At 66.2% G+C, this 23,962-nt stretch carries 23 protein-coding genes and 2 tRNA genes; 8 read left to right on the plus strand and 17 right to left on the minus strand.

Annotated elements, in window-relative coordinates; all coding sequences use genetic code 11:
- Nucleotides 1-213: 213 nt before the first annotated feature.
- Nucleotides 214-364, minus strand: a tRNA-Met gene (locus tag J0X25_RS36145).
- A 103-nt stretch (nucleotides 365-467) separates the two neighbouring features.
- Between J0X25_RS36145 and J0X25_RS36150 the strand changes: the two genes are divergently transcribed.
- Nucleotides 468-1,733, plus strand: a complete 1,266-nt coding sequence (locus J0X25_RS36150; protein WP_207288709.1) for a DUF7115 domain-containing protein — start codon at nucleotides 468-470, stop codon at nucleotides 1,731-1,733.
- 15 nt (nucleotides 1,734-1,748) lie between these two features.
- Here J0X25_RS36150 and J0X25_RS36155 read toward each other — a convergent pair whose 3' ends face one another.
- On the minus strand, nucleotides 1,749-2,147 hold the full coding sequence (locus J0X25_RS36155; protein ID WP_207288710.1) for a DUF5830 family protein: 399 nt from the start codon (nucleotides 2,145-2,147) through the stop codon (nucleotides 1,749-1,751).
- A 93-nt stretch (nucleotides 2,148-2,240) separates the two neighbouring features.
- On the opposite strand from J0X25_RS36155, the gene J0X25_RS36160 reads away from it, so the two are divergent.
- On the plus strand, nucleotides 2,241-2,966 hold the full coding sequence (locus tag J0X25_RS36160) for a TVP38/TMEM64 family protein (RefSeq protein ID WP_207288711.1): 726 nt from the start codon (nucleotides 2,241-2,243) through the stop codon (nucleotides 2,964-2,966).
- A gap of 13 nt (nucleotides 2,967-2,979) precedes the next feature.
- Here J0X25_RS36160 and J0X25_RS36165 read toward each other — a convergent pair whose 3' ends face one another.
- Both J0X25_RS36165 and J0X25_RS36170 read right to left on the minus strand, forming a co-directional pair.
- Nucleotides 2,980-3,504, minus strand: a complete 525-nt coding sequence (locus J0X25_RS36165) for a response regulator (protein ID WP_207288712.1) — start codon at nucleotides 3,502-3,504, stop codon at nucleotides 2,980-2,982.
- Nucleotides 3,505-3,615: 111 nt separating this feature from the next.
- On the minus strand, nucleotides 3,616-3,792 hold the full coding sequence (locus J0X25_RS36170) for an HVO_2523 family zinc finger protein (RefSeq protein WP_207288713.1): 177 nt from the start codon (nucleotides 3,790-3,792) through the stop codon (nucleotides 3,616-3,618).
- A 130-nt stretch (nucleotides 3,793-3,922) separates the two neighbouring features.
- On the opposite strand from J0X25_RS36170, the gene J0X25_RS36175 reads away from it, so the two are divergent.
- Complete coding sequence (locus J0X25_RS36175; RefSeq protein WP_207288714.1) at nucleotides 3,923-5,230, plus strand: MFS transporter; 1,308 nt, start codon at nucleotides 3,923-3,925, stop codon at nucleotides 5,228-5,230.
- A 21-nt stretch (nucleotides 5,231-5,251) separates the two neighbouring features.
- Here J0X25_RS36175 and J0X25_RS36180 read toward each other — a convergent pair whose 3' ends face one another.
- Nucleotides 5,252-6,142 carry an NUMOD3 domain-containing DNA-binding protein gene (locus tag J0X25_RS36180; RefSeq protein WP_207288715.1) on the minus strand — a complete coding sequence of 297 codons (891 nt, stop codon included), beginning with the start codon at nucleotides 6,140-6,142 and terminating at the stop codon, nucleotides 5,252-5,254.
- Nucleotides 6,143-6,210: 68 nt separating this feature from the next.
- On the minus strand, nucleotides 6,211-9,324 hold the full coding sequence (locus J0X25_RS36185) for an adenosylcobalamin-dependent ribonucleoside-diphosphate reductase (protein ID WP_207288716.1): 3,114 nt from the start codon (nucleotides 9,322-9,324) through the stop codon (nucleotides 6,211-6,213).
- A gap of 440 nt (nucleotides 9,325-9,764) precedes the next feature.
- Between J0X25_RS36185 and J0X25_RS36190 the strand changes: the two genes are divergently transcribed.
- Nucleotides 9,765-9,953, plus strand: coding sequence for a hypothetical protein (locus J0X25_RS36190; RefSeq protein WP_207288717.1), 189 nt, complete (start codon nucleotides 9,765-9,767; stop codon nucleotides 9,951-9,953).
- Nucleotides 9,954-10,033: 80 nt separating this feature from the next.
- On the opposite strand, the gene trpG is transcribed toward J0X25_RS36190, so the two are convergent.
- The 4 genes from trpG to trpD are packed head-to-tail and all read right to left on the minus strand — an operon-like array spanning nucleotide 10,034 to nucleotide 14,088.
- Complete coding sequence (gene trpG, locus J0X25_RS36195; protein WP_207288718.1) at nucleotides 10,034-10,663, minus strand: anthranilate synthase component II; 630 nt, start codon at nucleotides 10,661-10,663, stop codon at nucleotides 10,034-10,036.
- Nucleotides 10,660-12,399, minus strand: a complete 1,740-nt coding sequence (gene trpE, locus J0X25_RS36200; protein ID WP_207288719.1) for an anthranilate synthase component I — start codon at nucleotides 12,397-12,399, stop codon at nucleotides 10,660-10,662. Before trpE ends, trpG begins: the two co-directional genes overlap by 4 nt.
- Before the next feature lie 25 nt (nucleotides 12,400-12,424).
- The gene (locus J0X25_RS36205; protein ID WP_207288720.1) at nucleotides 12,425-13,075 is read right to left on the minus strand and encodes a phosphoribosylanthranilate isomerase; all 651 of its coding nucleotides are present in this window, start codon (nucleotides 13,073-13,075) and stop codon (nucleotides 12,425-12,427) included.
- Nucleotides 13,072-14,088 (minus strand): anthranilate phosphoribosyltransferase, encoded by a 1,017-nt coding sequence (gene trpD, locus J0X25_RS36210; RefSeq protein ID WP_207288721.1) that lies wholly within the window; start codon nucleotides 14,086-14,088, stop codon nucleotides 13,072-13,074. The genes J0X25_RS36205 and trpD overlap by 4 nt, the downstream gene beginning before the upstream one ends.
- 176 nt (nucleotides 14,089-14,264) lie before the next feature.
- On the opposite strand from trpD, the gene J0X25_RS36215 reads away from it, so the two are divergent.
- A tRNA-Val gene (locus J0X25_RS36215) sits at nucleotides 14,265-14,339 on the plus strand.
- A gap of 524 nt (nucleotides 14,340-14,863) precedes the next feature.
- Here J0X25_RS36215 and J0X25_RS36220 read toward each other — a convergent pair.
- Nucleotides 14,864-15,196: a HalOD1 output domain-containing protein gene (locus J0X25_RS36220; protein ID WP_207288722.1), complete on the minus strand. Its 333-nt coding sequence runs from the start codon at nucleotides 15,194-15,196 to the stop codon at nucleotides 14,864-14,866.
- Between the two features lie 79 nt (nucleotides 15,197-15,275).
- Nucleotides 15,276-15,926 carry a helix-turn-helix domain-containing protein gene (locus tag J0X25_RS36225; RefSeq protein WP_207288723.1) on the minus strand — a complete coding sequence of 217 codons (651 nt, stop codon included), beginning with the start codon at nucleotides 15,924-15,926 and terminating at the stop codon, nucleotides 15,276-15,278.
- 258 nt (nucleotides 15,927-16,184) lie between these two features.
- On the opposite strand from J0X25_RS36225, the gene J0X25_RS36230 reads away from it, so the two are divergent.
- Nucleotides 16,185-17,093 (plus strand): AEC family transporter, encoded by a 909-nt coding sequence (locus J0X25_RS36230; RefSeq protein WP_207288724.1) that lies wholly within the window; start codon nucleotides 16,185-16,187, stop codon nucleotides 17,091-17,093.
- 63 nt (nucleotides 17,094-17,156) lie between these two features.
- Here J0X25_RS36230 and J0X25_RS36235 read toward each other — a convergent pair whose 3' ends face one another.
- From J0X25_RS36235 to J0X25_RS36250, 4 genes are all read right to left on the minus strand, one after another.
- Complete coding sequence (locus J0X25_RS36235) at nucleotides 17,157-17,990, minus strand: putative sodium/potassium/calcium exchanger (RefSeq protein WP_207288725.1); 834 nt, start codon at nucleotides 17,988-17,990, stop codon at nucleotides 17,157-17,159.
- Between the two features lie 124 nt (nucleotides 17,991-18,114).
- Nucleotides 18,115-18,897 (minus strand): YihY/virulence factor BrkB family protein, encoded by a 783-nt coding sequence (locus tag J0X25_RS36240; protein WP_207288726.1) that lies wholly within the window; start codon nucleotides 18,895-18,897, stop codon nucleotides 18,115-18,117.
- 152 nt (nucleotides 18,898-19,049) lie between these two features.
- Nucleotides 19,050-19,826, minus strand: a complete 777-nt coding sequence (locus J0X25_RS36245) for a CAP domain-containing protein (RefSeq protein ID WP_207288727.1) — start codon at nucleotides 19,824-19,826, stop codon at nucleotides 19,050-19,052.
- A gap of 202 nt (nucleotides 19,827-20,028) precedes the next feature.
- Nucleotides 20,029-20,331, minus strand: a complete 303-nt coding sequence (locus J0X25_RS36250; RefSeq protein WP_207288728.1) for a lycopene cyclase domain-containing protein — start codon at nucleotides 20,329-20,331, stop codon at nucleotides 20,029-20,031.
- Between the two features lie 104 nt (nucleotides 20,332-20,435).
- On the opposite strand from J0X25_RS36250, the gene J0X25_RS36255 reads away from it, so the two are divergent.
- Nucleotides 20,436-21,593: a CBS domain-containing protein gene (locus J0X25_RS36255; protein ID WP_207288729.1), complete on the plus strand. Its 1,158-nt coding sequence runs from the start codon at nucleotides 20,436-20,438 to the stop codon at nucleotides 21,591-21,593.
- Nucleotides 21,594-21,713: 120 nt separating this feature from the next.
- Here the strand turns inward: J0X25_RS36255 and radB are convergent, their stop codons facing one another.
- Nucleotides 21,714-22,421, minus strand: coding sequence for a DNA repair and recombination protein RadB (gene radB, locus J0X25_RS36260; RefSeq protein ID WP_207288730.1), 708 nt, complete (start codon nucleotides 22,419-22,421; stop codon nucleotides 21,714-21,716).
- Between the two features lie 644 nt (nucleotides 22,422-23,065).
- Between radB and J0X25_RS36265 the strand changes: the two genes are divergently transcribed.
- Nucleotides 23,066-23,890, plus strand: a complete 825-nt coding sequence (locus J0X25_RS36265) for a hypothetical protein (RefSeq protein WP_207288731.1) — start codon at nucleotides 23,066-23,068, stop codon at nucleotides 23,888-23,890.
- Nucleotides 23,891-23,962: the final 72 nt, after the last annotated feature.

Consider the following 23,962-nt stretch of genomic DNA (forward strand, 5'->3'; position numbering starts at 1 on the left):
GGGTGGCTTCGTCGATCACGTTCGTTGGGTCTCACGCCGTCGCCAGCCGCTCCGCTCGAGGGTTGGTTCTGGGGAGGGCTCCGAACCACGGAAATCCCTGCGGGCTTTCCCGCCTCACGCTCGCTGGCGCTCGCGTGAGACCTACGGGTTCTCCGCCTCCCCAGGCATTTTCGGCGTTGCCACTCGTCTCCGACTCGTGGCGTCTTTGAAAAGTGCCCGGGGAGGGCTCCGAACCCTCGATCTCCGCATGTCCCAGGTTCGAGGCTCGGCAGTCCTCTACGGGACACGGAGGCTTCCAAGGCGTACCGCACCGAATCTCTGAACCCTATGAGTGCGGCGCTATGTCCAGCTAAGCCACCCGGGCTCGTCTTTCGGTAGTGCGCTGCGTTTCTTTAACCTTCTCATTCCCGGGCGCCCTGTAATGCCGACCCACGGATTTATCACACGGCTGTTCCAACTACCCGCGCATGAGCGTTCCCGGCATCGTCCAATCTACTCTCAACGGCGACGAAATCGCGGCCCGAGTCTCTCTGGGCGGCGAAGACGAACTCTTCATCACGTCCTCGAGCAGCATCGTCTATCGATCCGACGGCATCTTGAGCGACGAATCGGTCGACGAGTACCCCCACCAGGCGGACCGGTTGACCCTCTCCGAGGGCCGCCGGAAGACGAAGTTCACCCTCGAGTACCCGCTCGAGGGGGCCAAGTCGTTCTCCGTGCCGTCCGCCAAGACCGATTCCGTTCTGCACCCGGTACTGGCCGGCGTGTTGAACGGTAACGGGATCACCGACGCCGGCGAAACGGTCGTCAAGACCTACCGCTTCAGCGAACTGACGCTGATCATCACGAGCGACCGCCTGGTCAAACACATCGGCGCGGCTGTCTGGGACGGCGACTACGAGGAGTACCACTTCGAAGACGTCACGAACCTCGCGTTCGAGGACGGCAGCGTCGCCACCCAGATCGTGCTCACCGCTGCGGGCCGACCCCAGCGGATCAAGGCGCCCAACGAACAGGCCAACGACCTCCGCGAACGCCTCAAGCGCGCCCTCTTCGAGTACCACGACGTTACCTCGCTCGAGGAACTCAACGAAACGGTCGGCGAGGACGAAGCGGACGAGGACGAGCGAAGCGGGAGTTCGATGGACTTCGGCGACGGCGTCGATCCGCTCGACGCCAATCCGCCCGAACCGGACGACGCCCCCGACGAGCCGGCCGACGGCGCGGCCGGGAGGGGGAGCGCGCAATCGACCGATCCGCTCACGACGGGACAGTCGTCCGCCGGCGCCGACGCGAGCGCTTCGCAAGCGGGAACGGGCGCCGACCGACAGCGGGGGCAGGCGAGTCAGCAGGAAACGCGGACCGCACCGCAGTCGAACGTCCAGTCGTCGGATCCGGATCGCGACGGTGCCGCCGTCGCTGAGGCCGACACGACGTTCGAAATGACCCACGAACAGACGGCAGCGTCGGTGGCCGATTCGGAACCGACCGAGACGGCCGGTGCAACCGACGTCGAGTCCGACACCGATTCCGGTCGCGACAAGCGCGGGACCGTCGACCCCGCGGACGGACTCACGGCCGATTCCGACGCGTCGGACCCCGAAATCGACCCGGAAGCACTCCTCGAGCGTATCGACTCGCTCGAGGCGGCCGTCGAACGCCAGTCCGATCTCATCGAACGACAGCAGGAAACGATCGAGCAACTGATCGCCGAACTCCGCGCGGGCCGATAACCGCCGTCGATTCACTCAGTCCTCCCTGCCGGTCACTTTCCGGATACACGAGGAGCCGAACGGCCCCAGTTCGCCGGCCTCGAGGTCGATGAAGTAGCCGGTCGACAGGCCCGAGCCACAGCGCTGGCAGGAGAAGTCGCCCTCCTTCGTGATCACGTCCTGCTCGAAGCGGACGTACTGGCGGCTCTTCGGGCGGATGATCCCCTCCTCGCGATCGATGACCCCCCGCAGTTCCGCTTCGTCGAGGATCGTCCGCGTGACGGTGGGATCGGTCGTCACCGTCTCGATGCGGTCGATAACGTCCGGCAGCGGGAGCGACTCGTGCTCGAGTCGCTCGAGCAGCGCCAGTCCGAGCGCGACCCGGTCGTCGTCGGCCTCGACGGGCGTCTCGGCGCGGCGCTCGTCTCGGTCCATCGGTGAGTGGTGTCTGCCCCGGGCGAATAAACGTTGCGTCGCCGACCGCCCGGAGTCACAAAAGTTTCAACGGTCGCGGGGAAACTGCGATCGATGTCGGTTCCGCCGGTACGGACGCGAACGCTCGTCGGGCTGGTCGCGATCGGGGCGATCCTCACGACGGGCGTGCTTCTGTCACCCTCGACGCTGCTCGGGGCCCTCGAGTCGGCGTCGGTCGACCCGTACCTGTTCGGCGTCCTCGTGGCCTGTCTCTACCTCCTGCGACCGCTGTTCGCCCTGCCGACGACGCCGCTGGCCGTCGTCGTCGGCTACGGCTACGGCGTCGCGGTCGGCGTTCCGATCGCGCTCGTCGGCGTCGTGACGACGGTCGTTCCCGTGTTCCTCGCCGCTCGCTGGCTCGTCGGCGATCCGGAAAAAGCGTGTTCGCCGGCCCAACCCGGCCGAATTCGCTCGCTGCTCGAGCGCGCCCGGACCGTCGTCGAGCGCTACTACGAGACGGCGGGCCCCCTCCGGGGCGTCGTGGCCTCGCGGCTCGCGCCGATCCCGTCGGACGTGGCGACGTGTGCGGCGGCCGTCAGCGGCGTTCGCCTCCGCCACCTCGTCCTCGGCACGGCGGTCGGCGAACTCCCGTGGACGGTCGCGGCGGTCGTCGTCGGCGCGTCGGCGGCGACCGTGCGGACCGACGGCCTCGGCGGCGTCGGCACCGCGCTGTCGCTGGCTTGTCTCGTCGCCGCACTGGCGCTGTTGGCCGTCCCCGCGTATCGCGCCGCGCGGACGCGACGGGGCGCCCGGACCGCTCCCGGCGCGGCGGACGACTAGCGCCGTTCGCCGCTCAGCGTTCGTCCGCGTCGCCGACCAGCGAGTCGCTCAGTTCCTTGAGATCGTCTTCCAGTTGCTGGTAGGCCTCGGTGTCCTCGAGGTCGTCGAGCGAGTGTTCGTCCTCGAGGGTCTCCATCTTGTTCGAGAGCGCGGTGAGTTCCCGCCGGCCGTCGTCGTTGTAGCGGGCCTGCACGCGGAGGTTCTCGATGATTCGCGTCAGTTGGGCGCGAGTCACCGGTTTGGTGACGTAATCGTCGATGTCCAGTTCCACGATGTCGAGTCCCGGATCGACCGCGGTGACCATGATCACCCAGCAGTCGTGGCCCGCGGCCCGAATCTGGTTGAGGACTTCGTCGCCGGTCACGTCGGGCATGTGTCGGTCGAGCAGGACGACGTCGACGGCGTCGCTCATCGCCTCGAGCGCCGAGCGCCCGTCGTAGGCGGTCAGGACGTCGTAATCCTCGTTCACCCACGTCGCGTAGAGGTCGGTGAGTTCGCGCTCGTCGTCGACGACGAGGATCGTCGGTTGCGTAGACATACAGAGTACTTGTTCGAGACGACAGCACCTCGTCTTGTAGCAGTTCCGGGCGACTCACGCCTCGAGTCGGGCGCTGAGTGACGTTGTGGCCCCTCTCGCCGCTCGAACCGACTACAGGAAGGGATCGGAACAGTCGACGATGACCCCGTGTTGGGGGCAGACGTACTTGCAGTGGCGTTTGAACAGCGCCGCCTCGCAGTACGGACAGGCCGGGCCGCCGCTCGCGGCGTCGACACGCGCGTCCCGTCCGTTCGACCCGGCCCCGCGTTCCTCGTCGTCGGCAGCCATACTCCTCGGTACCGGCCGAACCCTGCTAAGTGTTGGTGGTCGTCCGCGAGAGGTGCCCGCCGCCCGCGGAGGCGGTCCGGGCCGGATCCGAACTCGATCATTTATACGGACGCGCTCGAGTGTGGATTCCATGTCCGATCGATGGCTATACGCGTGGGGGCTGGGATCCGCCGCGTTCGGCGGCGTCTCCGTGATCGTTCCGCTGTACGTCGTCTCGCTCGGAGCCGATCCGTTCACGCTCGGGATCCTCGCCGCGGCGGCCGCGTTCGCGGGCGTTCCCGGCGCGCTGGCGTTCGGCGGGCTCGCGGACAGGACGGGGAAGCGACGGATGTTCGTCGTCGCCGCGCTCTCACTCGTCGCCGTGATGTCCGTCGCGATCCCCTTTACGCGGTCGATCGCGGTCGTGATCGCAGCCAACGCGACCGTCTGGTTCGCTTCCGCCGCCGTCCTGCCGATCCTGACCCTGCTGGCGGTCGCCGACGCTCCCGACGCGCAGTGGAGCGAGCGGATCGCCCGGCTCAACACCTATCAGGGGGTCGGCTGGGCGCTGGGACTCCTCGCGGGCACGGTCTGGACCGTCGGCGCCGCGCGGGTCCTCGGTCCGGTCGCGGCCCAGCGGGGGTTCCTGCTGGCATGCGCCGCCTGTGCCGCTCTGAGCTGTCTCGCGTCCGTTCGAACGCTCCCCCCGGACCCCGAACCGGGCGCGGAACCGGAACCGCGGAAGCTCCGGCGCGCGATGCGTCGTGCGGGTCGGTTCAACGTCCGCGGCGTCACGTTCCCGTTCTCCCCGGTGCGCGTCGACCCGCGCGGACTCCATCCGCGCCGCGTCGCCCACCGTTTCACGCCGGAACTGACGCTGTACTTCCTCGCGATCGTGCTCGTCTTCGCCGGTTCCGCGGCCTTCTTCGCCCCGCTGCCCGCCTTTCTCGCCGAACTCGGCTACGGCTCCGACGGAATCTTCGCCCTCTACCTCCTCTCGAGCGTCGCGTCGGCCGTCTGTTTCGATCGCGTGGGTCGACTCGCCGCGGCCCACGACGCCCGCCTCGTGCAGGTCGCCGGCCTGCTCGGCCGGGCGATCGGACTGCCGGCCGCCGCCGTCGTCGGGACCGCTCTCGGCGTGACCCGCGTCGGCCTCGTCGGCACGACGGTCGTCTTCGCCGTAATCGGGATTACGTGGGCCGTCATCTCCGTGACGACCGGAACGATCGTCACCCAGCTCGCGCCGGCGGGCGTCCGCGGCGAGGCGCTCGGCGTCTACAGCGCGCTCACGGCCTTCGCGGGCGGCGTCGGCAGCGTCGCCGGCGGCTGGCTCGCCGCCTCGAGTTACGCGGTGGCGTTCACCGTCGCCGGCGGTCTGGTCCTCGCGGGCGCCGGCGTCGTGCTCGCGCTGTGGCGACGGACGATAACCGTCGCCGAACCGGACCGGTCGGTCGCTTGATCGAGTGTTATCGCTTCCAGTTCAGAGCCGAGAGTTGATGACTTCTGGAAGCTTTTCACGTTTCTTCCAGGGGAGATGCACGTCGCACGGCAACTCTGATCCAACTACGAGATACGTGTAGTCGTGCCTGTCCATGAATTCATTAGCCTTCGTTTCGTCGTTCTCCCAGACCATTCCTTTGACTTCGATTACGATATCTTCAACGACGAAATCCGGTGTGTACGTACGTTCACTCAATTCGAAGGACAGATCTTCGTAGGTATAGTCGAATCCCGCGTCATGTGAAATTATATCTACCGCTGCTTCCCAGCCGTTCCTGACGATATTTCGAGTTTTGATAACTTGTCTCGGTCTGGATCTCCCTGGTACCTGCCCCCTCAGTGCCTCGCTAAGCTTCTGAAGTTGTACTTCAGACCACTCGTATCCATACAGGGGATGGTCTTCTCCCGTTCGTCCGTACATCGAGTGTTTCGTTGGATCCTCTTCGTACGTTTCTTTCAACGACTTCGAGAGTTTCTCACGGCTCTCCTCGTCCAGTTCGAACGAGACACCGTATCGGGGATGATTCTCGCCGGTAACTCCGTACCAGGGATTCTGTTCGCCCTGTAATGACTCGCTGATTTTCTGTCGCGTTTCTTCGGAAACTTCGTGTCCTTTCAGCGATTCGCTGATTTTTCGTTTTGTCTTTTCCGGCATCTCCCTCCCAGAGGATGCCTCTCCGATTTTTCGCTTTGCTTCTTCCGACATCTCGCGTCCTTTCATCGGATGGTTTTCGCCAGAGATGAGATCACGACCTAACTCCACCTGTGTTCCAGTACTTTTCTCACAGTACCTTACTAAATGAACTCCAATTCCGTACTCATTCTTAAAACCGGTCCGTCCACAGGCCGGACATTCCTCTATAGATTCCATACACCGAGTAGAAATGTTATCGTTTAAAAACTATAGCAAGCTACCGCTAGCCGGTCGTTAGCCGAAGATCAGCATTCCGACCAACCGCAGCTATTGCATGTTTTGCAGCCTTCGGAGAAGTACAGCGAGAGCGAGCCGCAGTCGGGACACTCCGGCGACTCGCCGGCGTCGATGAGGTCCTGCGTGGCGTCGTCGTCGGCGCCGTTCTGTGCGGCGGCGCCGCCGTCGGTCTTCGGGCCGTCGTACTCGGCTTCCGCGTCAAGTTCGGCCGACTCCTCGAGGGTCTGCTGGGTCGGGTACGGCTTGTCGATCTCGTCCTCGAGGTAGCGACGCATCGCGCTGCCGATGGCGTCCGGGATCGACTGGATCTGTTCGCCCTTGTCCCAGGCGACCTTGGGGCTTCGAGTCCCACAGAGTTCGTCGACGATCTCCTCGGGATCGACGCCCGAGCGCAGCGAGGTCGAGATGACCTTCGCCAGCGCCTCGGTGAAGGAGTTGGTGAACCCGCCCGAGTGGCCGATGTTCGCGAACAGTTCGAACGGCTGGCCGGTCTCGGGATCCTCGTTGATCGTCACGTAGACCTTGCCGTAGCCGGTGTCGATGCGCTGGCTGACGCCTTGCAGGGCGTCGGGACGCTCGCGCTTCTCGGTGAAGTTGACCGTAATGCGCTCCTGGTCGTCGTCGAGCAGTCCGCCGACGTCCTCCTCGAGGACGTCCCGAACCTCGTCGCTCTCGAGGAACTGCTCGAGGCCGCCGAAGATCTCGTCGATCTGCTCGACCAGTGCCTGTGCGGCCTCGGTCTCGTCGGCGAAGTCGGCGTTGTCGGCGCGGGTGGTCAGCACCTGCTTGCTGCGGGTGCCGTCGCGGTAGTAGGTGACGCCCTTCCCGCCGTGTTCGTAGATGTACTCGAACACGTCCTTGGCGTCCTCGAGCGTCGAGTCGTTGGGCGCGTTGACGGTCTTCGAGATGGCGGAGTCGACGCCTTCCTGACAGGCGACCTGGACGCCGGCGTGGTCTTTCGCCGAGAGATCGCCGGTCGTGACGAACAGTTCGCCGATGGCGTCGGGAACCGTCGACAGGCCCTCCACCCCGTCGAACTGGTTGGTCGCCATCTGCTCTTTGGCTTCCTCCTTGACCGCGTCGACGTCGATGTCGTTGTCCTCCAGTACGCGCAGGAAGTAGTCGTCGAACTCGACGAGCATCTCGTCGCCCTGCACGTCGTCGGAGACGTTCTTGTAGTAGGCGACGTTGTAGATCGGTTCACAGCCGCCGGTGGTGTTGCCGACCATCGAGGTCGTGCCGGTCGGCGCGATTGTCGTCGTGTTGTGGTTCCGCATCGAGAACCCGTCCGCCCAGTCGTCGGCGTCGAGCCCGGTCTGGTGTTCGAACCACTCGCGGTACGCGGTCGGGTTCGCGTACTTGGAGTTGTCCCACTCGTCGAAGCTGCCCCGCTCCTCGGCGAGTTCGTGGGACGCCCACTTCGATCCGTGATTGATGTGGCGCATCAGCTGGCGCGCGACCTCGTTAGAGGTCTCGCTGCCGTACTCCATGCCGAGCTGGATGTACAGCTGTGCCAGCCCCATGATGCCCAGGCCGATCTTGCGCATCTCCCGGACCTTCTGCTCGATCTTCTCGACCGGGAAGTCGCTCATCGTGACGACGTTCTCGAGGAACCGCGTGCCCATCTCGATGCGGCGGTCGAACTCCTCGAAGTCGATCGCCTCCTCGAGGAAGGCGTCGACGGCGTCATCGAGCGAGTCGTACTCGTCGCCGTGGTCGTCGTACCAGACGCGCCAGTCGGGCGCCTCGAGGTCCGCGAGCGTCGAGAGGTTGATGTGGCCGAGGTTACAGGCCTCGTACTCCTCGAGGGGCTGTTCTCCGCAGGGGTTCGTCGCGAGGATGCGGTGGTCGGGGTGTTTCTCGACGTCGAAGGAGTGTTGCTTGTTCACCCGCTCGAGGTAGATCACGCCGGGTTCGCCGTTCTCGTGGGCGCCCTCGACGATGTCGTCCCAGAGTTCCTCGGCCGGGATCGATAGCTCTTCGCCGACCTCGACGTACTCGCCGAGGCCGAACATGTCGTAGAGCTCCTTCGTCTCCGCCGTCGCGATGTGTGGCTCTTCCGTTCGGGGGTTAGTGAAGGTGAACTCCTCGCCGTTCTCCAGGGCCTCCATGAAGTCGTCGGTGATGCCGACGGAGATGTTGAAGTTTGAGAGGTGGCCCTCGACGGCGTTCCGGAGGTGTTTGGGGACCCGTCCCTCGTCGTCGATGAGTTCGCGGGCCTCTTCGAGGGCGTCCTGGAAGGAGGTGTGCGTGTAATCGTCGGGGTCGTTCAGGCGAAGGGTCTCGGCCAGCGAGACGTCCTTGTTCTTGGAGTGGATGAACTGAATGACGTCCGGGTGGGAGACGCGCATGACGCCCATCTGCGCGCCCCGTCGGGCGCCGCCCTGGGCGATCGTCTCGCACATCTGGTCGTACGTGCGCATGAACGTGATCGGCCCGGACGCGATGCCGCCGGTCGAGCCGACCGCGTCGCCGTAGGGCCGGAGCCGCCAGAAGGCGTAGCCCATGCCGCCGCCGCTCTGGAAGACCTGCGCGGCCTCCTTGGCGGTCTGGTGGATGTCGTCGATGTCGTCCTCGGGGGAGTCGACGAAACACGCCGAGAGCTGCTGGAGTTCGTCGCCCGCGTTCATCAGGGTCGGCGAGTTCGGCATGAAGTCGAGGTTCGACATCATCTCCTGGAACTCGTCGGCGACCGACTCGACGTGCTCGCGGATCTCGTCGGGAAGTTCGGGGACGACGGTGTCGTAGGCGAACTTGTTGACGTTGTAAATAGACAGCGCGGCCTCGTTGTCGTCTGTTGCGGTAGTGCCCGCGCCGAACACCTCCGCGGCGAGTTCGTCGCGCCGCGGGTGGTCGGGCTTGAGCTGGTCGGGCGTGACCGTGATTTGGGCGTCGCGTTTCTCGGCCTCGTAGACGGCCTCCGCGAGGGCGATGTTCTTGCCGACGCGCTCGAAGAGGTCCTCCTGCGTCTCGACGAGGTCGCCGTCGGCGTCCTTGCGCAGGTATCGCGCGGGGAGAATGTCGTGATAGGCGTTGTCGGTCAACCGCTCCTCGAGGGTCTCGCCATCGGTGCGTTTGATCGGGAGGGTGAGATCCTCCGCGGAGAGATCCGTGCCGCTCATGCGCGGGCCACCTCGTGGCGACCCCGTCGGAGGGTGTCGATTCTGGCGTGCGTGTGGGTCCTGAGTCTCATCATTCGTGACGAAGGTTCGGTAGACATCGATCCATCTTAAAACGTGGTGTTGTTGTCCTCTTTTTCTTGTATTAGAACAACTGTGCTTGAATAGATGTCTCTGTTATCCTATCGTTTCGGATTCGACCACGACACTCGAGACGGCCGTGATCCCGGCTACCAGCGCCTACAACGCGAACCGTCTTAACGATTTTCAGAGCGAACTGAAAGTGATCCTGAATACCAGTACTCGTGTCGCTTTCCGGCGGTTTTCAGTTTCAGAGAGCGGCTGTTGATCGGGACTGTCTGTCTGCCGAAAGCGACACTCAGTATTCTAATTCTGTCATGATATCCGGAACAATTACGTCGCTGCGGTACGGGCCCTACCGTATGGTCGAACCACTCACTTCGTCGACCGTTCTACTCGCGCTGGCGGGGCTGGCCGCGTTTGCGGTCGCCGTCGTCGCGATCAAGATCGCCATCAAACTCGCCGTCAGAATTGGAATCGTCGCCGCAATCGTCCTCGCGGGGCTCTACACCGCTGGGATCACCGATCTGTCGTTCCTGCCGTTCTTCTAGCGCGTCGGGACGCACTGAACTCGCTATTGGACTGCCGCTGATTACTCGAAAATTCGGTCGCTCGAGCGCGTTCGTACCGATCAAACGCCCTCGAGGAAGTTCTCGATCACGTCGTGGCCGACCGCCGTGAGCACGCTCTCGGGGTGGAACTGGACGGCCTCGATGGGATACTCCTGATGGCGAATGCCCATCACTAGCGTCTCCGCATCGTGTTCCGCCGTCGCGGTGACGTCGAAACAGTCCGGTATCTCGGTCGCGACCAGCGAGTGGTATCGTCCCGCGCGAAAACCTTGCTCGAGGCCCGCGAAGACGCCCTCGCCGTCGTGGTCGATCGCGGACGCCTTGCCGTGGATCGGCGCCGGCGCACGGCCGACCGTCCCGCCGTACTCGTACACCGCGGCCTCGAGTCCGAGACAGACGCCGAGCGTCGGTACGTCCGGACTCAGTTCCCGGAGGACGGCCATCGTGACGCCGACGTCGCGGTCGTTCTTCGGATGGCCCGGCCCCGGACTGACGACGATCGCGTCCGGCTCGACCGCGCGGATTTCCCCGAGCGACGCGGTGTTCTTCCGGACCGCGGTTTCGGTGCCGTCCAGCTGGCTGACGTACTCCACGAGGTTGTAGGTGAACGAGTCGTAGTTGTCGACGAACAGCACGGTCAGCGGGTCCGCGTCGGTATCGACGGTCCGCTCTTCACCGGTGGCGCTCATCGGCTCACCTCCGGTTGGGACTCGAGGTCGCCGGCCGACTTCCCGTCATCAGCCGTCTCGAGCGCGTCACCGTCCGTCTCGATTTCCTCGAGCGCGGCGAGGACGCCGCCCATCTTCTGCTCGGTCTCCTCGTACTCGGCGGTGGGATCGCTGTCGGCGACCAGTCCGGCGCCCGCCTGGACCGTGATTCGATCCCGCTCGCCGTCGGCTCGCGGATCCCCCGCTCGCTCATCCGCGGCGCCACGCGCCGCGCCTTCCTCGACGGTGGCCGTTCGAATCACGATCGCGAAGTCCGCGTCGCCACACCACGAGTAGTAGCCGACGCCGCCGCCGTAGAGCCCCCGCGGTTCGGCTTCGAGGTCGTCGATGATCTCCATCGCGCGGATCTTCGGGGCGCCCGAGAGCGTTCCGGCGGGGAACGACGCTCGCGTGGCGTCGAACGCGTCCGCGTCGCTCGCGAGGTCGCCCGTCACGGTCGACTCGATGTGCTGGACGTGGCTGTACTTGAGGACGTTCATGAACTCGTCGACTCGCACGGTGCCGGCCTCCGAGACCCGGCGCACGTCGTTTCGCGCCAGATCGACCAGCATCGTGTGTTCGGCCCGCTCCTTCTCGTCGGCCAGCATCTCGCCGGCCAACCGGCGGTCCTCGACGGGACTCGAGCCCCGGTCGCACGTTCCCGCGATGGGATTGGACATGACCTCGCGCCCGCGCACGGAGACCAGCGTCTCGGGGCTCGCGCCGACGACGGTCAGGTCGTCGTGCTCGAGCAGGTACATGTACGGCGACGGGTTCACGTCGCGCATCGCCTCGTAGAAGCCGAGGGTGTCGACGTCGCCGTACAGCTCTCGGGTCCGGGAGACGACGCCCTGGTAGATGTCGCCGTCGAGGACGTGCTCCTTGGCGCGGCGGACGCTCTCCTCGTAGTCGGCTTTCGACCCGGCGACCTCGTCGGTCCTGACGAACCCACCCGTTTCTGGCGGCTCCGCCGCGCGCAGCGTTTCCGCGACGGCCTCGGCCTCCGCGAGCAGCGCGTCGTAGACCGCGTCGGGGTCGTCGTCGGCCTCGAGGACCGGCGTGCAATCCAGCGAGACCGTCTCGTCGCGCTCGTCGAACGCCAGCGTCTTCGTCGTCAGGACGAACTGGGCGTCCGGGAACCGCGACTCGGGGCGCTCGCGGCCGACCTCCTCGAGCCAGAGGTCGTAGACCGCGTCGTAGGCGAGAAAGCCCACGAGGCCCCCGGTCAGGTGCTGGCGGTCGTGTTCGGGCGGGTTCGCGAAGCGAACGTCCGGCATCGCCCCGCGGAGGGCGTCGACGGTGTCACCCGCGACGTCGGTTTCGAGCAGGTCGAGCGGTGCGTCGTCGCCCAGCGCCTCGACGGCGGTCCCGTCGGGGTCGACCGTGACGACGGCGTCCGGATCGTAGCCGACGTAGGAGTAACGCGCGTGTCGATCGGCCTGCGCCGAACTCGGTCGGAAGGCGCCGTCCGGGTCGCTCGAGGCGGTCTTCTCCGCGCTCTCGAGCAGGAAGGCGTACGGCGACCGGTCGCGGTCGCTCGAGGCCGAGCGGCCGGTGAGCGCGGCGTAGGTCTCGAGCGGCGTCGTCTCGACGTCGAGGGTCGCGACGGCACGGACGACGACCGGTCGATCCTCGCGGCCGCCCGCGTGCTCGCGGAAGGTTTCGCGGTCAACGTCGAGCGTCGGCGTTACGTCGGGGTCGGTGTCGGAGTCAGTCATGGGTGGGTGAAGGGGTCACGGGAGATCAGGGCTCCGCCGTCGGGCGGGCGTTCCTGGCTCGATCGACGAACGATCGGACCGCGTCGGGGTCCTTGACGCCGCCGGCGGCTTCGACGCCGCTCGCGACGTCGACCGCGAACGGGTCGACCGTCCGCACCGCGTCCGCGACGTTGTCGGGCGTGAGCCCGCCGGCCAGGATCACCGGCGACTCGAGATCGGCGGTCGCGGCCCGCGTCCGGTCCCAGTCGTGGGTCCGACCGGTGCCGCCACCGCCGTCGTCGGCGGGCGTGTCGACGAGGAGGCCGTCGACCACGTCGTCGTAGGACTCGGCCCGCGCGGCGTCGTCGGCGTCGACCGCGAGCAGGAGTGTACTGTCGATCTTCCCGCGCAGGAAGGCGAGGTCGTCCGGCGGGACGTCGCCGTGGAGTTGGATCGCGTCGGGTTCGACCCGCTCGACCAGTTCGATCGCGCGCTCGAGGCCCGTCGGCATCGTCACGAGCACGGTGGTCACGAACGGCGGCGCGGCGGCCACGAGGTCGCGGGCCCGCTCGACCGACACCTCTCGGGGGGTGTCGACGGAGACGTCACAGATGACGCCGAGGGCGTCGGCGCCCGCGTCGACCGCCGTCTCGAGGTCGTCCTCGTTCGTCAGGCCGCAGATCTTCACCCGCGTCATCGTCCCTCGGGTTCGGCGGCCTCGCCCCGGAGGTGGTCGAGTTTCGTCGCCGCCGCGCCGAAGTCGATCGCCTCGCGAGCCGCGTCGACACCGGCCTCGAGCGAGTCGGCCTCGCCGGCGACGTAGATCGCGGCGCCCGCGTTCGCGAGGATGACGTCGCGTTTCGCACCCGTCACGTCGCCCTCGACGATACCGCGCATGTCCGCCGCGTTCTCCTCGGGTGAGCCGCCCGAGATGTCCTCGATGTCGTGCTCTTCGAGGCCGAGATCGGCGGGCTCGAGGGTGTACTCCTCGACGGCGTCGCCCTCGACTTCCGCGACGACGGTCTCGCCGTGGATGGCGATCTCGTCGGTACCCGCGCCGTGGACGACCAGCGCGCGCTCGACGTCCATCCGCGAGAGCGCGTCCGCGAGCACGGGGACGAGGTCGGGATCGTAGACGCCGACGACCTGCGCGTCGGCGCCCGCGGGATTGGTCAGCGGGCCGAGCACGTTGAAGACCGTCCGCATGCCGAGTTCCTTGCGCGGGCCGATGACGGCCTTCATCGCGGGGTGGAACACCGGCGCGAGCATGAAGCCGATGCCGTCCCGTTCGATGGCCTCCTCGACGGCCGGCGGTTCGGCCTCGACGTTCACGCCGACCTCCTCGAGGACGTCAGCGCTGCCCGAGGAGGACGAGACGGAGTAGTTGCCGTGTTTGGCGACCGGAACCCCGGCGCCGGCGGCGACGATCGCACTCGTCGTCGAGACGTTGATCGTGTCGTAGTCGTCGCCGCCGGTGCCGCAGGTGTCGACCAGCGGCTCCCGATCGGGCGCGATCGTCCGCGCGGCGTCGCGCATTCCCTCGGCGAAGCCGGCGATTTCGGCTTCAGTCTCGCCTTTCGCGCGCAGCGCGGCCAGCAACGCGCCGATCTGTGCCTCCGTCGCCTCCTCGAAGACGGCCGTCGAGGCCGCTCGAGCGTCTTCCTGTGTGAGATCCTCGCCCTCGGTCACGCGTTCGACGTACTCCTGCATAGTGAACACCAATGTACGTAGTTGTCTTGTAATGACCAAATCAGTACATAGACTTAAACGTATCGGAGGCTCGCGTGGGGGCCACTCGCGTACGGCGCCCGATCCGAAACCTTCAATTACGGTGGCCGGCAACGAACGAGTGCAGAAAGCGAGGCGACGCGGTGCCGAAGCCAGGCGGGTTGGTGGTCTAGTCTGGTTATGACACCTCCTTGACATGGAGGAGGCCGGCAGTTCAAATCTGCCCCAACCCATTTCTGACGGAACAATAACCGACGAGCGATGCGTGGCGCGTTAGCGCCACGAAATGCGAACGGCGAAGTCGTTCGAAACGCCGTCGGCGTTTCGTGATGACGAGAGAGCGAAGCTCTCTCGAACCACCGTGAGCGGAGCGAGTCGGTCGTTCCGTCAGAAATTGTCACGAGCAGATTTGAATCAGGGAGTGAAGCGAACGAAGTGAGCGGAACGACCGTGGTTCAAATCTGCCCCAACCCCGTCAGGAACCGCCCCCTCTATCCGACTATCACACCGCAACGCTCCCTCGAGCGAACCCGAACACTCACTCGAGTCCCGAGACGCGACGTCACGAGAACGTGACTGCTCGAGGGTGTCGAGGTGCTCGCGCGGTCGGAACACCGCGTCATCGTCCTTCAGGCACTTGTCGAGTGGCCGCGGAGTCAGGCCGTCCGTCGAGCGACGACCGGGATATCGGCGTCCACGATTGGACGTGCGTTCCGCGCAGGAAACGCGTGATCCGATGCCACGTCATCGCCGTTGGTTACGCCGCTTGCAGCGGAATGGCTTCGATGGTGCCCTCCGCAGTCACCGTCACGTCGAACCCCTCGTACGAAAAGGAGACCCGCTGTGCACTGTCCTTCGGCGCCGAGAACAGGTCTTCGAGCGCACTCGAGTCGATAGCGGAGTGAAGCGGCGTGAGCTCGAGGGAGTCGCGGTTCGTCGCGACCGCGATCACCGCTACGATCGCCATGCTCGCGGAATCGCGATCGCAGTCGTACGCCGCTCGAAAGAGTCGTGCGTCGATGTCGAACTCGACGGCCTCCATCGAGTCCACGATTTCGACGGGTCCGGCGGTCTCGTGAGAGGATGTCATCACACTACTAGACACGCTCGAACGGGTTATCGGTGAGTTTTGCCGACGCAATATCCTTTTATACGATATTATGAAGGGGTCACTCCTGAGACGTTATCAAGGCGCTCGCGACGAGGCGTCGAATGCCGCGTTGCAACCGCGACGACACCGCCTGATGGCTGATCCCGAGCTCGTCGGCGAGGTCCGCCTGTGAGGCGTCTCGCGGCGAGTCGAAGTAGCCTCGCGAGTACGCCAGTATCAGCGCTGTCCGCTGGCCATCGGTCAGATCGTACTCCCGATCCGAGTCGAACGGCGAGAGCGCGTGGAGTTGGGTGAGTCGGATCGGAATGTCGTTCTCTCGGCAGTACGTCTGAAACTCGGACACCGTCTGCTGGTCGCTGCTCCTGACTTCGAACGTCCAGTTCTCCGCGTCCCCGATTCCGGAGAGCAGCGTCACGTCTGTTTCGACGATCGCGGTGAGAACGCTCTCGTGGTCGAGGTTCCAGTCGATGCGGATGAGCATCTGTTCGTCCAGTTCGTCGATCACCTTCACGTCGTCGACCCCTTCGTCGCCGCTCAGATCGGTCGTGAGCTCGCCGATGTCCGCCGCGTAAATCCAGAAGTAGGGAATGACGGCGTCGTTCGTCGGGACGACGCGGTCCAGTTCGATGGTGGCGTCGGGTAGTTGTTCGAAGACGGTGTTCAACGGGAATTCGGGTTGATCGATGGTGAACGACGCCTGGATGGCCATGGAGACGGTTCGGGACGAACCGTTGTGAACGATTGGCCTGCTAATATTATATATCGAAACGGATGACGAAAATCGACTCGTTCGGCGGGGTTCTGGCCACCCTTCCGGCAGTATCGGACGATCCGGTCCGGTAGTATCGGACTATCGCGGCGTCGTCCGTGTATGATCGCCGCGCGACCTGATCGCGAGCGCTGCCAACGGCTCCCACCGCCGCGAGCAACCGAGGGGTAGAAACGTTCGAGTCGACTCGAGGGCCGTATGGAACTGCTCGTCCGACTGTCGGGGTTGCTCGCGGTCCTGCTGCTGGGGACCGGGCTCAGGACGACGGGGCTCCTCGACGCCGGACGGACGGCGCGGCTGAACGCCCTCGCGTACTACGTCGCGCTCCCAGCGCTGATCTTCGTCTCGACGTACGACCGCGCGATCGGCGGCCTCCTCTCGCCGGCGCTCCTCGCGGGGCTGCTGGTCGTGGTGTTAGCGACCGCGGGACTGGCCTGGCTCGTCCACCGGGGACGCGACTCGAGTGAGCGCCGGAGCGTGGCCGTCGTCCAGTCGTACCACTCGAACCTCGGCTACCTCGGCCTGCCGCTGGTCGCGGCAACGTTCGACGCGGACGTGACGGCCGTCGCGAGCGTCGTGCTGGGGGTAGTCACGCTGACCCAGCTACCGCTGTCGATCCTCGTGCTCTCGAGGCTCAACGGCGCCGATGCGGCGGTCTGGGACGAACTGCGCGGTCTGGCGACCAATCCCGTGTTGCTATCGCTGCTCGTCGGCCTGACGGTCGGATCGATCGGGCTGGCGGTCCCCGGAGGCGTCGCGACCGGACTCGACGCGGTCGGCTCGCTGGCGCTGCCGCTGGCCCTCCTCTGCGTCGGCGCGTCGCTGCAGATCGATCGCCCCGCCGTCGATTTCGGCGCGACCAGCGCGGTCGTCGGGCTGAAGATCGTCTGCATGCCGGCGCTCGCGTGGCTCGTGTTCTCCGCGCTCGCCGTCGACCCGGCGACGTTCACCGCCGCCGTCGTCATGTTCGGCACGCCGACGGCCGTCTCGACGTTCGTCTTCGCGGCCGAACTCGGCGGCGACGCGGAGTTCGCGTCGCTGAACGTCTTCGCGACGACCCTGGCCTCGATCGCGACGCTGTTCGTCCTGATCACGCTCGTCGGGTAACCGTGCGAAACCGCGGTGCCGCCCTTCGAGCACCCGCCGACTGCCCCTCGCTGCCAACTGCCCTTACCCGCCGAAGAAGCGTTTGAGCCGTCCGACCAGGCCGGGCGAATCGTCCTCGCCGTCGCTCGAGTCGCCCTCTTCCTCGCGCTGGATCGACCCAGCGAGCGGGCCGGCGTCGTCGGCGACGCCGGTCGACGGCCCGCCGGTCGCCTGCGAGGCGCCGGACGCTCCCTGCGCCGCCTCGATGTCGTCCATCGAGAGCTCGATCTCGTCGACTTCGGGGGTCGACTCCCGCCCCTCACCCGCCTCGGCGGCCCGGACGTCCGCGCCGGTGACGGTGCCGTCCTCGATTCGTGCCGCGAGTTCGTCGATGTCGGGGGCGCCGTCGTCACCGTCGCTGACGGGCCCACTATCGTTACCGTCGCCGACTGCCCCGCCGTCGTCACCACCGTTGACGGCCCTATCGTCGTCGCTCGAGGACCCCGTTCCCGCGTCCGAATCGTCGTCGCCGTCGCCCTGATCGGTGGGCTCGGCGTTCGTTGTCGCGGCGTCCGCACTGTCCGCATCGGTGTCCGTTCGCTCGTCGGCCGCCGGGATCTCGTCCTCGTCGAGCTCGGTCGTGACGTCACCGTCGGTTTCAGCCGTCGCGGCATCGTCGTCGGTCGTCGATTCGCTCGTCGCGGAGTCGGTCGCCGGCGGGCTACTCGCGTCTTCCGACTCGGTTTTCGTCTCGTCGAGCGAGTTCAGGATATCGTCGACGCTCTGGTCGGAGACGACCCGCCGCGGACCGCCGTTCGGCTCGAGCCCCCCGCTCGAGCCGCTCGCGCCGTCGGCCGGATCGCCCGATTCGGGCGTCGAATCGGCCGCGGAGGTCTGGTTCGAAGACTCGTCGCTCATTGTGCAGGGCTGGCCGTGCCGAGACCATAATCTTTCCCCCACGCGGTCGCGTTGCACTATGGTTCCGCGGTGGTTCAATCGCCTGACGGGTGGCCGTCGACGACCGGTGGACGTGACCGTCCCGTCACTCGGCGAGCGCCCGATCCGCGAGCACCACGTTGAGGACGGCGCCGAAGAGGATGAGCATCCCGGCGAAGTACAGCCAGGTGACGAACAGCAGGACAACGCCGACGGCGCCGTAGGCCTGGTAGCTCCCGGCGTTGGCCGCGTAGATCTGGAAGCCGATCTGGAGGATCGTCCAGCCGACGGCGGCGAAGGCGGCGCCGGGCAGGACGTCCTCGAGCGGGACCGGGACCGGCGGAAGCACGTAGTAGATGGGCAGGAAGACGAGAACGAGCCCGAGCAGCAGCGTGACCCAGCCCAGGGCGCCGGCGAAGGGGACGACGTCGGCGGCGATGCCGAGGACGGCCCCGATGGCGATCATCAGTACCAGTGCGCCCGCGCCCGCGATGATTACCACGACCCCGTCTCTGAGCTGATCGACGAGCGTGTCCTCGGCGACTTCGTCGTAGACCTTGTCGAAGGCGAGGCTGAGCCCGCGAAAGACCTTCAGCGCACCCCACGCGGCGACGACGAGCGCGACGACCGTCGCCTGCGCGCGGCCCGATTCGGTCGTCAGCGCGTCGGTGACGAGTTCTTCCCCCGCCGCCGGGAGAAAGTCGCCGGCGACGACGATCAGCCGCTCGGCGGCCGCCTCGCCGCCGAGCAGCGAGCCGACGACGAGCGCGAGCAGGACCAGCGGGATCAGCGAGACGAACGCGTAGTAGGCGAACGCGGCCGCGAGAAAGGAGAGGTCGCGGTCGCTCGCCGTCCGATAGACCGAGGTCAGCGTCTCGGAAACGTCCATACCCCACCGTCGAGTGCCACCACTAAAGGACTGTCAATCGATCGCAGATTCTGTTTCGCTGGTGAGATTTCGTTGGCGGTTGCCGTCGCCCGCTCACGGCACGACCGCTCGAGTCAGCGTTCCGGTGGCGGCGAAGTCGCCGCGAACCGGTGTTACCGCTCGAGACAGAAGTTGTGCGACGCGTAGACCGCGCCGTCGTCGTCGATGTAGACGCCGACGCCGCCCCGGTCCCAGTCGGGCGTCTCGCCCTGCTCGAGGATCGCTCGCCGATGGGCGGTGGAGTTCATCCACTGATTGACCAGTCCCTCCGCGAGGCCCTCCGCGGTCTGATAGCGGACGGTGCCGTCGGCGTCACCCGGCTGCTCGACGCGACGGTCGACCCACGTCAGGGCGATGTTCTCCCCGTAGCCCCGACAGTAGTTGTCGACGTCGGTGAAGCGATCCATCGGCGCTTCGTCGTCCGGGTTGACGTGTGCGAAGTAGTCGCGCTGGGCCATGTCGTAACCGTGGGCGCGGCCGACGGAGGCGATCGTCCCGTCCCACTCGAGGGGCTCGAGGCCGTGATCGGCCCGGCGCTCGTTGACTTTCGCGTGGACGAAGTCCTCCACGGTCGGGGAGTCGACCGTCTCGACGTCGGTCTCGTAGGCCGATTCGCCGGGATCGTCCGGGTCGGTGACCGCGGGATTGCGCTCGCCGGCCGGCGGCGGATCCGAACTCGGCGCGGGCTGAGAGCCGACGTTCGGCGTCTCGAAGTCCTCGCTGTCGATGCCGATATCCTCGAGGACGATTGGAGCGACGACGGTGGTACCGAGCGCGAGCACGCCGATCAGGACGACGGCGACGACGATTCGGAGGAGCGAGCGGATGACGGCCCGCTCGTCGCCGTCGCCGGACTCACTGGCTGCGTTCGATCGGGACCGGGGACACATCGGGTGGACGAACCAGACCCCGGGATAAGTGCCTCAGGATCGGTCGCAGAAGCTGATACTCCCGAAGTTGTGGTCCTCGTACCGCGGGTCAGTCGACGCTGCCGACGGTCGGCCCCGCTCGCCTCGAGGCGGCTGGCCCGCGTCGAATTCGGCTGACCCGCGTCGAATTCGGCGGGTCCGGGTCAGATTAGGTCGCTCCGGGTCAGCCGTCGCCGAAGATCGTCTCGTGGAAGCCGACGACCAGTCCCGGAACGACCCCCATGAAGAGGTGTTCCTCGAGCGGGATGCCCGCGATATCGATCCCGGTCCGGAGTTTGATGTCGAAGACGCCGACGGCGAGGGTGTAGCGGTCCCAGCAGTACGCGATCGGGTACAGCGCGGCGATGGTAACCGCGGCTCGCCGGAGGGCGTTCGCGCGTCGGAGCAACAGGACGGCGACGGCTCCCCAGACCAGTTCCGTCACGAGGTAGGTGTATCGACCGAAGACGCTGATGTCGGGCACCATACGCGCGATACGACCCGGAGCCCCAAAACGGCCGTCCCTGGACCCACCCGGCTAGAACGTGCGGTATGTTCAAAACCCCGGCGGCAGTATAGAACCCCAGAAGGATGAATATCGCTGATATCGCCACCAAGGAGTACATCGAAGTCGACGTCGGCACGCGCATGGGGAAGGTTCGGTCCACCTTCGAGGACCGCAACCCCAAGGGAATCATCGTCACCGACGACGGGGCGTACGAGGGCGTCATCAGCGAGCGGGAAGTCCTCCAGTCCCACGTCGAAGACGACGCGAAGGTGGCGGCGCTGATGAAACCGAGTCGGAACGCGCCGGCGCCGCAGGTCGACCGGAACGAAGACATCCGAGAGACGGCCCGGATCTTGGTCGAGAGCAACGCGAAGGTCGCGCCGGTCTTCGAGAACGGCGACCTCTGGGGGGTCATCACCGACGACGCCATCCTCGAGGCCGTCCTCGAGAACCTCGATACGCTCTCGGTCGAGGACATCTACTCGGACGATCCCGTCACGATCGAGGAGGACGACGGGATCGGACGGGCGATCAACCAGTTGCGCGAACACGGCATCTCCCGGCTGCCCGTCCTCAACGAGAACGGCTACCTCTCCGGCGTCGTGACGACACACGACATCGCCGACTTCGTCATCCGCAAGAGCACCTCGACGACCACCGGCGACCGCGTCGGCGACAGCCAGCGGATGCTCGACGTGCCCGTCTACGACATCATGAACAGCCCCGTCGAGACGACGACGCTCGACACCACCGCGAAGACCGCGGTCGAGACCATGCTCGAGAAGGATTACGCGGGACTGATGGTCACGCCGAAGGACGACGACCGGGTCGTCATCGGCGTCATCACCAAGACGGACGTCCTCCGCGCGCTGACGTTCACCGAGGAAGAGCACATGGACGTTCAGATCACGAACGTCTCGATGCTCGATACCATCTCCCGGGAGTCGATCGTCCAGAGCATCGAGGAGGTCGCGGACAAGTACGCCGACATGCAGGTGATGCACTCCCACGTTCGCTTCCACGAGCACAGCGAGAAACTCCGGGGCACCCCGCTCGTCCAGTGTCAGATTCGCCTGCGGACCAACAAGGGCCAGGTCGCCGGCACCGGCGAGGGGTACGGCGCCGAGAACGCCTTCCGCGTCGCCATCGACAAACTCGAGCGCAACGTCTTAGAGGTCAAGGGCGTCACCAGCGACGAGGAGTACCGCGGCCAGTTGCTGCGCAAACTGAACGAAATCTAACGCGAATCGGTTCGGCTTCGACTCCGTTTTCGGCCGTTCTGGTCCGATTCAGTCCGTTCGATTCCGTTATCGCGACCGTTTCGAGAACTATCGTGCAGCGGCGCATCGATGCGTCGCCGTTCAGGGGCGCATCGACTCCTCGCCCCCCTCGAGTCCCGAGTCCGTGATCCGGAACTGGGCGGACTCGCCGACCGCCTTCGAGCGGTGTTTCTCGAGGGTCGCCCGCCGGTTGCCGCCGCGGAACCGCTCGAGGCGGAGGACGACGCCGGTCCAGTGTTCTAACGTGTTCCCGCCGAGCCCGCGCGTCCGGTCGGCGTCGGGGTCCGCGAAGACCTGATTCGTCAGGACGACCGCGAGGTCGTGCTTCCGGGCCAGCGAGAGGAGGTGGGTCACCTGCCGGGCGACGTCGCGCAGCGCCTCGCCGCCGTCGCTCTCGCCGGTGCGCTCGAGGCGGTAGAAGCCGGTCGCGCTGTCCAGCACGATCAGATCGGCCCGCTGGGCGAACTCCTCGGCGTCGCGGACGGCTTCGGCCTGCTCCTCGAAGTCCAGCGCGTCCTCGATGACGATTCGGGAGGCGACGGCTTCGACGTCTTCGTCGTCGACGGAGGCCGAGAGCAGTTGCTGGAACCGGTCGACCGAGACGCCCTCGGTGTCGATGTAGACCGCAGTGCCGCCGTCGACGGCCGTCTCGACGGCCGCCGACAGGGCGAGGTTGGTCTTGCCCGCCGCGGGCGGCCCGTAGACCTGCGTGACGGTCCCGCGTTCGAATCCCCCGCCGAGTAACTCGTCGACCGGGCCACAGCCGGTCGGAATCGCCTCGTCGTTCACGGTTCGAGTTGGCAGGTCTCCCGCAAAAAGCCCCCGGAACGGGCCGCGAGTAGTCGGTGGGCGTTTCGTCACCCGTAGCAGTTCGGCCAGAAACCGTCGCGTTCTGACCGAAACTTGGTCTGCGGTGGCGCGTGCTGTCGGCGTCCGAGCGAGAGCGAGGGCGCCAACGCCAACGCGCGAGGGATGAGCGAACGACCGAAGGGAGTGAGCGAATCGGTTGGGGAGGGTGTGGTACTCCTAGTTGCCACGATACGCAGAACGCTTCGTTTTCCTTCGTCCCCTTGTGGCAAGTCGACTCACCCGGAAGCGGATGAAACAGTGACCGAAATCGGAACTGAAACGAAACCAAGCGTTTTGCTCATACTGGCAACAGGGAATTGCCACACCCTCCCCAGCCGATTCGCTCGTTCACTCCGTTCACTCGCTCATCCCTCGCACGACTCCAGATCGCGGCTCACTCTTCGTTCGCCGCGATCCAGCGCGCGCCACCACACACTGATTCACCAGTCCGGAGTGAGACGTCGTGGCTCGCTCCGGAGTCACCGATCGGTCGTCGCCAACAGCTCGAGTCAGTCCATGCGACAACGGATCGGCGGCCGTCCCGTTCGTGTACGTTTATTCCCTCCGACGGCGAACCGCGAGTCGTGATCGTCGTCGCGACCGAAGACTTCGAGGTGTACCACGGCGTCGTCAACGAACTCCGAGACCGCGGGACCGAGTTCACGACCGTCGAGCCCGACGCGGAGCTTCCGGAACGGACCGCCGTCGTCGTCACCGGCGCCGACCACGCCGACGCGTTCTCGGACGTGACGACTATCGTCGCCGATCCGGATCAGCCGCGACGCGCCGTCGATCAGGCGCTAACCGCGGTTCGGGGCGACGGCGGACGGACGATAATCGGCGTCGACCCCGGTCGGAAACCGGGCGTCGCAGTTCTCGCCGGAGAGATGGTCGTCGCCGCCTTTCAGGTCCCCCTCTCGGACGCCGTCGAACTGATCCAGCGCGAGGCCGACGAGGCGACCTCGCCCGTCGTCCGCGTCGGCGACGGTTCCCGCCTCGAGGGCGCGAAACTCGTCAACGACCTCGAGGACGTGACGGTCGAACTGGTCGACGAGACGGGGACCACTCCCTACCTCGGGACGGGCTCGCGCGGGATGGGCGACGTCCTCGCGGCGGTCAACATCGCCCGCCTCGAGGGGGAGGTCGTCGACACGCGAGACATCGAGCCGACCGCGGGCGAGCTACAGGTGATCAAGGACCGCTCGCGGGAGCGCAGCGACGAGAACCGCGCCATCGACGAGGTGCTGGCGCGACGGGTCGCCGCCGGCGAGTTGACCGTCGACGAAGCGCTCGCGGAACACCGTGACGACGACAGCGCCAGTACCGACGGAGACGCTTCCGCTGAAAGCGGCTGCGAGGCGACGATCGACGGAAACACGGCGGGCTCGAGTGACGGTCCCGACGAGTAGGGCGACGTGCTGCTCCGCCGTCTCCGTTCACCGGTGGAGTTGACTCCCGCCTCGAGCGCCGTCGATACTAGT

Origin of the sequence: Haloterrigena alkaliphila, from assembly GCF_017352155.2 — an archaeon.
Classification (GTDB): domain Archaea; phylum Halobacteriota; class Halobacteria; order Halobacteriales; family Natrialbaceae; genus Haloterrigena; species Haloterrigena alkaliphila.